The sequence below is a fragment of the Rothia nasimurium genome (assembly GCF_928392795.1).
GTDB lineage: Bacteria > Actinomycetota > Actinomycetes > Actinomycetales > Micrococcaceae > Rothia > Rothia nasimurium_F.
Genome location: NZ_CAKMTJ010000015.1, coordinates 1 through 7344 on the forward strand (window position 1 = coordinate 1; position 7344 = coordinate 7344).

General features: G+C 54.4%; 6 protein-coding genes. All 6 read right to left on the reverse strand.

Features of this window, described 5'->3' with window-relative positions; translation table 11 throughout:
• Positions 1–708 precede the first annotated feature (708 nt).
• A complete protein-coding gene (gene tyrS / locus L6963_RS11535) occupies positions 709–2016 on the reverse strand; it encodes a tyrosine--tRNA ligase (protein WP_237207684.1) in 1308 nt (435 codons plus the stop codon).
• Between the two features lie 199 nt (positions 2017–2215).
• Complete coding sequence (locus L6963_RS11540) at positions 2216–4516, reverse strand: HelD family protein (protein ID WP_237207683.1); 2301 nt, start codon at positions 4514–4516, stop codon at positions 2216–2218.
• Between the two features lie 121 nt (positions 4517–4637).
• The gene (locus L6963_RS11545) at positions 4638–4892 is read right to left on the reverse strand and encodes a Txe/YoeB family addiction module toxin (RefSeq protein WP_237186795.1); all 255 of its coding nucleotides are present in this window, start codon (positions 4890–4892) and stop codon (positions 4638–4640) included.
• A gap of 3 nt (positions 4893–4895) precedes the next feature.
• Positions 4896–5150 carry a type II toxin-antitoxin system Phd/YefM family antitoxin gene (locus L6963_RS11550; RefSeq protein ID WP_237207682.1) on the reverse strand — a complete coding sequence of 85 codons (255 nt, stop codon included), beginning with the start codon at positions 5148–5150 and terminating at the stop codon, positions 4896–4898.
• Positions 5151–5551: 401 nt separating this feature from the next.
• Entirely contained in the window at positions 5552–6754 is a 1203-nt protein-coding gene (locus L6963_RS11555; RefSeq protein ID WP_237207681.1) for a hypothetical protein, read from the reverse strand.
• Between the two features lie 5 nt (positions 6755–6759).
• Positions 6760–7092, reverse strand: a complete 333-nt coding sequence (locus L6963_RS11560) for a hypothetical protein (protein ID WP_237207680.1) — start codon at positions 7090–7092, stop codon at positions 6760–6762.
• Between the last annotated feature and the right edge of the window lie 252 nt (positions 7093–7344).

Consider the following 7344-nt stretch of genomic DNA (forward strand, 5'->3'; position numbering starts at 1 on the left):
TTATTTATAACATTGGTACGCTATTGAGTTTTCAAGCAACAAACCGCATTCTCAACCCTAGCCAGATGCTGGCCGGTGTTTCGTATCGGTCATTCTCAAGTTTTTGTGTTACCCGTTTGGGCAACTCATTCAGTTTATAATGCTTTTTCCATTATCGCAACTCGCTAGAGCGTGACGATAGCCACAAGCTCTTTTCTTTACTTCGAAACCTTAGCTTCAAACCCGAAAACCAGTTCAATCAACTTCCCCTGGGAGTCTTTATCGACTCAACTTGTGGTGCACTATTCGATTATTTTTCGCTTTCGGCCGGTTCCCCGTGCCTCAGCGACTCGTTATACTTTACGCAGGTTTTTTGAAGCATGCAACCCGAAGGAAGCTCTTCTCCCCTCAAAACACCACCTAAACCCACTCAAACGAAGATGTTTCCCCTAGTAAACAGCGGGTTAAATTTTCTCAAAAATATTTTGAAAAACTTTTCCAGCCTCGCAAGACCCTGCCCTAGCCTAACTCCATTTTTCCGCACTTTTTCACTCTGACAAGCGCAAATAGCTAAATACCTGTTCTTGCTGAGGTATGCCTACAAGGTAAAGGAAAAGCAGGCTCGCAGCAAAGCTGCTGGCACCGGGGCTGGCGTGAATCGCTTGTGAGCGTCAGCGAACCAGCGAGAGGGTCGGCAGCGAGCGCGAGCCTGCTTTTCAACAACAGAACTTACTGGGCAACCTCAACAACTGCCATGTTCTTCTTGCCGCGGCGAACCACCGCGTACTTACCCAGAAGCAGGTCAGATTCGGTGAGGGCGGCGTCCTCGCCCTGTACCTTGATGTTGTTGATTGCTGCGCCGCCTTCCTTGAGGGTGCGGCGGGCCTCGGACTTAGAGGTAGAAAGGCCGGTTTCGGTCAGTACAGTCACCATGTCGAGCTGATCAGCTGAAAGTACCGCATGGGGCAGCTCGGCGGTAGCGGCCTTGAGGGTGGCCTCGTCCAGGGCAGCGAAATCACCCTTGCCGAAGAGAGCCTCAGAAGCAGCGATCACCTTTTCGGTAGCTTCAACACCGTGTACCAGAGAGGTCACCTCGTAGGCCAGGGTCTTCTGGGCTAGGCGCTTGAAGGGCTCTTCTTCAACAGACTTCTGCAGGGCAGCAATTTCGTCGCGGGTCTTGAAGGTGAAGACCTTGAGGCGGTCAGCTACGTCAGCGTCAGCGGTGTTCAGCCAGAACTGGTAGAAGGCGTAGGGTGAGCACATCTCGGGGTCAAGCCAAATAGCGTTGCCCTCAGACTTACCAAACTTGGTACCGTCAGAGTTAGTAATGAGCGGGGTGCCCAGGGCGTGGACAGACTTACCGGTGACCTTGCGGACCAGCTCGGTACCGCTAGTCAGGTTGCCCCACTGATCGGAGCCACCGCACTGAAGGGTCACGCCGTGACGGCGGTTAAGCTCCAGGAAGTCATTGCCCTGCAGAATCTGGTAGGAGAACTCGGTGTAGGAGATGCCCTCTTCAGAGTTCAGGCGCTTGGCCACGATTTCCTTTTTAATCATGGTGCCCACGCGGAAGTTCTTACCGATTTCGCGCAGGAAATCGATGGCAGATAGTTCGCTGGTCCAGTCCAGGTTATTGACCATCTGGGCCCCGTTCTCACCCTCAAAGGACAAGAAACGCTCAATCTGGCCGCGCAGACGGCTTACCCAGCCCTCAACTACATCGCGGGAGTTGAGCACACGCTCAGAGGTCTGGCGGGGATCCCCAATCAGACCGGTAGCACCGCCGACCAGGCCGAAGGGGCGGTGGCCAGCCAGCTGCAGGCGACGCATAAGCAGCAGCTGGACCAGGTGCCCCAGGTGCAGGGAAGCTGCGGTGGGATCGTAACCGATATAGAAGTTCACGGTCTCTTCAGCCAGCGCCTTCTCAAGGGCTTCTTCATCGGTGCTGACGTGCACAAAGCCACGCCACTTCAATTCCTGCCAGATATTCTCGAAGGAATCATCGTTGTGCTGAGCTGCAAGAGTCTCTTCAGACACGGTTACTCCATGGTTAGTAATGAACAAAAAGCAGTGGCAAAGCCACCTCTACAAAGGTACCAGTTCACCGCCGGGACGGCAGCGGGCACTTCCGGTGTTCTCTAATTGAGAGAAAGAGAAAGGACGCCCCTCCCCCGCTTCCCTGCCCGCGGGCAGGAAGGGGGTGGGAGCGTCCTTGCGCTACGGATTCTCGTGCAGGCTACTCGGTAGGGGCGATACCCGCGGGCAGCTCACGCGAGGCCAGCAGGTGAAGGCGCTGGGTGGGGCGGGTCATGGAAACATAAAGGTCACCAACTGAACCGTTAGCAGCGCGCACCAGGTCGGCGGGCTCAACGATAATCACGGTGTCGAACTCCAGGCCCTTGGCCTCCCACGGGGTCAGAATGAGTACCTGGTGCTCCAGGGCTGAGGCCGAGGTGCCCAGCTTACCCTTGTGCTCGGCAGCAATCGCCAGGGCGGTCTCGAGGTAGCGTTCCTCGCTGACAATCACGCCGATGAGGCCACCGGCGCCCTGCTCCAGCTCATCACTGACGGTGCCCACCACAGCCGGGTAGAGAGCGTCCTCACCCACAATACGGGCGGACGGCGCCCATTTGCCCTCGCGCACGGCGCGGGGGGCAGAGATATCCAGGCCGGCAGCGCGGGCAACCTCAACGGCGGCGTCCGAAATCTGGGCGGGGGTGCGGTAGTTGACGGTCAGCTCGTCCAGGGTGAAGCGCTCCCCCACAAAAGGCTCAAGAGCCTGCGCCCAGGACTGCGACGCTGCTGCCGAAGAGGCCTGCGCGATATCGCCAACAATCGTAAAGGACTTCATGGGGCAGCGGCGCATGAGCAGGCGCCATTGCATGGGGGAAAGCTCCTGGGCCTCGTCAACTACCACGTGCCCGTAGGCCCAGGTACGGTCGGCCTGCGCAGCGCGGGCAGCGGTCATACGCTCGCCGCGCTCCTCGTTCAGCTCGGCAATCTGCTCGGCGGTAACTACGCCGTCCACGCCCATATCGGCCAGCTGCTGGTCCACGTTCTCCAGGGCCTTACGGGCGTTTTCGAGATTGGCCTGGTGGGCCGCCTCGGCGCGGGCAGCGGCTCCGGCACCGGCGACCTTGGAAAAATCACCGAGAAGCTCCGCGGCCTCATCTAGCAGGGGCACATCGGACTCGGTAAAGGGCAGGTTCGCTGCGCGCGCCAGGACGTCACGCTCAGCGTCGGTGAGGACGCCCGCGGTTGCACTCTGCAGGTACTCCGGCTTTGAAAACAGCGAGCGCACCAGGGTCTCGGGTGACAGGGGCATCCAGGCGAGGTTGATGGCTCGGCGGACATCCAGGGATCCGCGGACATCATCTTCAAGGTAGGGGCGGTCAACCGCGTGGCCGGCGGCGGCATCCAGCTTTTCGTTGAGCTGGGTAGTGAGCTCTTTCAGGAGCACCTTCACAAAGGTTTCGCGGGCCTCGTTGTGGGACTTGCCGGTGGAGCGGGCGGTGGCGCGGGCGTGCTTGACCATGCCGGGGGTCATCTCGATGGCGGTGGAATCCACGTACATCTTCACGGGCTTGGCCGGTACCTTCTGACGGTCGGCCACAGCCTTTTTAATGACCTCGGCCATGCGCAGGTCGCCCTTGATTTGGGCAACCGCGGGATCGGTTTCGGGTACAGCCTTAATACCGGGGTACAAGGTAGCTAAGGACGACATCACCACGCCGGTCTCGCCCAGGGAGGGCAGCACACGCTCGATGTACCACATGAAGGAAGCGGAGGGGCCGACCACCAGAACACCAGCATTGTTGAGACGCTCGCGGAAGGTATAAAGCAGGTAGGCGGCACGGTGCAGGGCAACGGCGGTTTTACCGGTACCGGGGCCGCCCTGCACAACGCGAACGCCTGCCAGGTCGGCGCGGATGATGGCGTCCTGCTCTGCCTGAATTGTCGCCACGATATCGCCCATGCGGCCGGTACGCTTGCGGTTCAGGGCCGCCAGCAGGGCACCCTCACCGTGCAGGTTCTCATCGCCGCCCTCAAGAAGGGTTGAGTCGAGCACGTCGTCTTCGAAGCCGGTGACTTCACGGCGTTCTAGCATCAGGTGGCGGCGGCGGCGCACACCCTGACGGTTGAAAGCGGTGGCCTGGTAGAAGGTACCTGCTTCGGGGGCACGCCAGTCAATGAGCAGGCGCTCGTGGTCTTCGGTTGCCAGGCCGATACGGCCGATGTAGCGGATAGCCTCGTCGTCGAGGTCAAGACGGCCAAAAGCCAGACGGTGGTCAACAGCGTTGTACTGGGCTAGGCGGTCTTCATAATGCTGGGCGTAGGCGTCACGCTCTGAACGGTTCTGGTGGCTGCCAACAGCCTGGTTCTTGCGGGTGCTCTTGAGCTTTTTCTCGTTAATCTCTCGGAGCTCATCGAGGCGGGCGTACAGCCTGCCCACGTAGGCTCGTTCACCTGCCAGCTGAGCCTCGTAGGCTTTTTCAGCAGCAGTCTGCTCACCGGTTGCGGTTGTGTTCTCGGTCAAGAGGGAACCCTTCATCGCGGAAAATTCAAGCCCTCCATTCTACCCGTACACCCGAACAAAAAGAAAGGACGCCCGCGGCAGCTCTGCGGGGCAGGGAGCCCAGACTTTCAATCGCTGCCTATCAGTAGTGGTATCTGCAAGCGGCAATCAAGATTGACGTATCTGTTATCGCATAAATGAGTCTGTGTTCGTCTGTAATCCGCCGCGACCAGAACCCTGACCAGTCGTGTTTAAGGGCCTCGGGTTTGCCGATACCTTCGTGCCCGTTGCGGGCAATATCTTTGATCAGAGTGTTAATGCGTTTGAGGACTTTGCGGTCCTGCTGCTGCCACCAGAGGTAGTCTTCCCAGGCGTTTTCATCCCACACGATTTTCATGACTTACTCTTCAATCAGCTGGCGCTCTTCCCCCAGACCAGCTTTCAGCCGCGCGATTGATTCAGAGATTCGACGAGCGTTCCTGGGAGAGCGCATGAGGTAGGCGGCTTCTTTGAGGGATTCGTAGTCTTCGAGCGATAGCATGACGACGGGGTCGTGCCCCACTCTCGTGATGATGACTTCTTCGCGGTCGTTGATAACAGAATCCATGACCTCTGCGTACCGAGCCCGAGATTCTGAATAGGTCATTGTTTTCATTCCACACAGCCTTTCTTGTACAACCTATTGTACGGCTGACAGCTTTCCCCGGGAAGCACGGAAGAAAACAAAACACCCCGGTTTTTGTGCATGTACCCCAGGTAAAAACAGGGGTACATGCACAAAAACCGGGGTACTACGGTAAGGGTTCTCTCTATTCAGCGACCAGAGACAGGGCCTCCAGGCGGTGGCCGGCCAGGATCTCGCGTCCGCCCAGGCCCGGAAGCTCAAGGCGTAATCAAACCCTAAGGTTTACGACAGCTTTCAACCACACAGACGAAAAAGGCTCAGCTTCGTCAAGCTCACGCCATGGAAACAAAGCACACTTCCCCCAAGTGTCTTACATCATACAATGCAAACTGGCCAGCTACCTCAAACCTAATGATTTAGATTGTGAGAAACTAATTTACTACCTTAAATATCTCCCTACCAACAATGAGATACTCCCCCATAAATCGCACATTGCCATCCTCCATCGTGGAATAATGAGGCAAATCAATTATATCTCCGCTTGTTTTAACAACAATAGGCAAATCTTCTTTACCCTTAGTTGCGTAAATAATCCCCTCATCACTCATAGCTGTGCAGTCCAGATTTCCATATCCAGTTTCTTGAATACCACCTTCAACAGAAAATTTCTGATCATCCCAACAAATATTACTTGTCCCAGCTAATTTATCAGTTACCAAAGAGGTACTTAAGCCATTATCTTCAATGCCTTCCGATCCAAGATTTATCGGATCTGCAATTTCTTGAACCCCAACTCTTATTTCCGTTTCTCGATCCCATCCAAGGTACTTATCCGCGCTTAACTGCTTAGCGCCCTGCCATTTTACGCCGTCCCTGACGTTAACCAATTGAGTACCGTCATAAACAAAAACCTCATTTATTGGGGTTTCGATATCAGGATGTGCATATACTGGGTTTTCTTTTTCGGAGTCAAACAGAACAACGCCCCCCTTCCCTGAAGAGCTTCGATATTCCTGCCCACCATACCCACTATATGAAACCGCGATTGACCTACCAGGAACACCAGCAGAAAACATCTGTGTATTTGAGCCAAAAGTTTCCATATTTACATGAGAGAAGTCATCAGCCACATTATTTGAAAAAACTGTCTCACCGAAAGGTTCCCCAGAAGCTAAATCTAGCATCTGGTAGCCCCTGTACGTGGTGGCTTCCCCTCCCCCATCTGACTTAGGGTCCCAGTACCCAAACTCAACGAGAACTTTATTTCCCAGTAATCGAGCACCGATTAATAACTCAACTTGTATACCATCCTCTAACTTAATGGAGTCTGTTGAAATCTTAAGAACATCAGCTCCACCATCAAGTTTTTTAACAACAAACTCTTCGCCATACATGCCAATAATATTTGCTCTATCCGCATCAATTATTGTGGTGCTCAAAGAATATAAGTGCTCAACTCCTGGAGCGATTTCCTCACCCACATAGGTGAGATAGGCGTCGACAGACCCCTTGGTCGTTAAATTAGAGGCCTCTTGGCTTTCCGCTGAATTTTCTGCTGAAATCTCTGTTGAGCAGCCAGTTATGCTAGAAACCCCAATTAAGGAAACTGCTAAAATTTTATGAAACTTACCCATTATCATTACCCCTCGTACTTGAAGTCTTTTAGCTTAGCAGTCGGATTAGAAACCCCAGCTTCTTTTTCAACGTTGCCCAAAAAACCATACTCGGTTTCTGTAAATCCACAGAATTGTTTAAGTTCGTTTACAAAATCTTCGCCAACAGTAGCTGAAGCATCTTCTGAAATTCCATTTTCTTCCATCAGAAGTTTGGTTGTTTCCTCTAACTGCGCAGTGTCATTCTTTGCTTGATTAAAGTAATCTTCGCAGGTAGTATCGCCGAGTTTGCTTCCACAGCCAGTCAAAAGCGATGTAGCGATAAAACCGGCAGCGACGACGGAAAGAACTTTCTTCATTATTCCTCCAAAGAAAACGGCAGTCCCTAGCCCTTTGGCAATAGGGGTGCAATTATGTGTGACATCTCCAAAATACCCCCCCCGAACTTGGCAAGGATATTTTCAGAAAAAATTCAGCGAGTCTAAGAGGCTTATTCAAAAGTCCCACCCGCAGCCAAAAACACCAACCCCCGCACCACCGAAAACACCCGCCCATACAACCCTAACGGCCGCCTAAACCCCGTATGAAGAATCCGCCAAGTCTTGATGTGC

What these genes read in the sequence shown, in the direction of transcription:
- L6963_RS11545 (WP_237186795.1), bottom strand. Translation starts at nt 4,892, where the DNA reads ATGAAAATCGTGTGGGATGAAAACGCCTGGGAAGACTACCTCTGGTGG.
- L6963_RS11550 (WP_237207682.1), bottom strand. Translation starts at nt 5,150, where the DNA reads ATGAAAACAATGACCTATTCAGAATCTCGGGCTCGGTACGCAGAGGTC.
- L6963_RS11555 (WP_237207681.1), bottom strand. Translation starts at nt 6,754, where the DNA reads ATGGGTAAGTTTCATAAAATTTTAGCAGTTTCCTTAATTGGGGTTTCT.
- L6963_RS11560 (WP_237207680.1), bottom strand. Translation starts at nt 7,092, where the DNA reads ATGAAGAAAGTTCTTTCCGTCGTCGCTGCCGGTTTTATCGCTACATCG.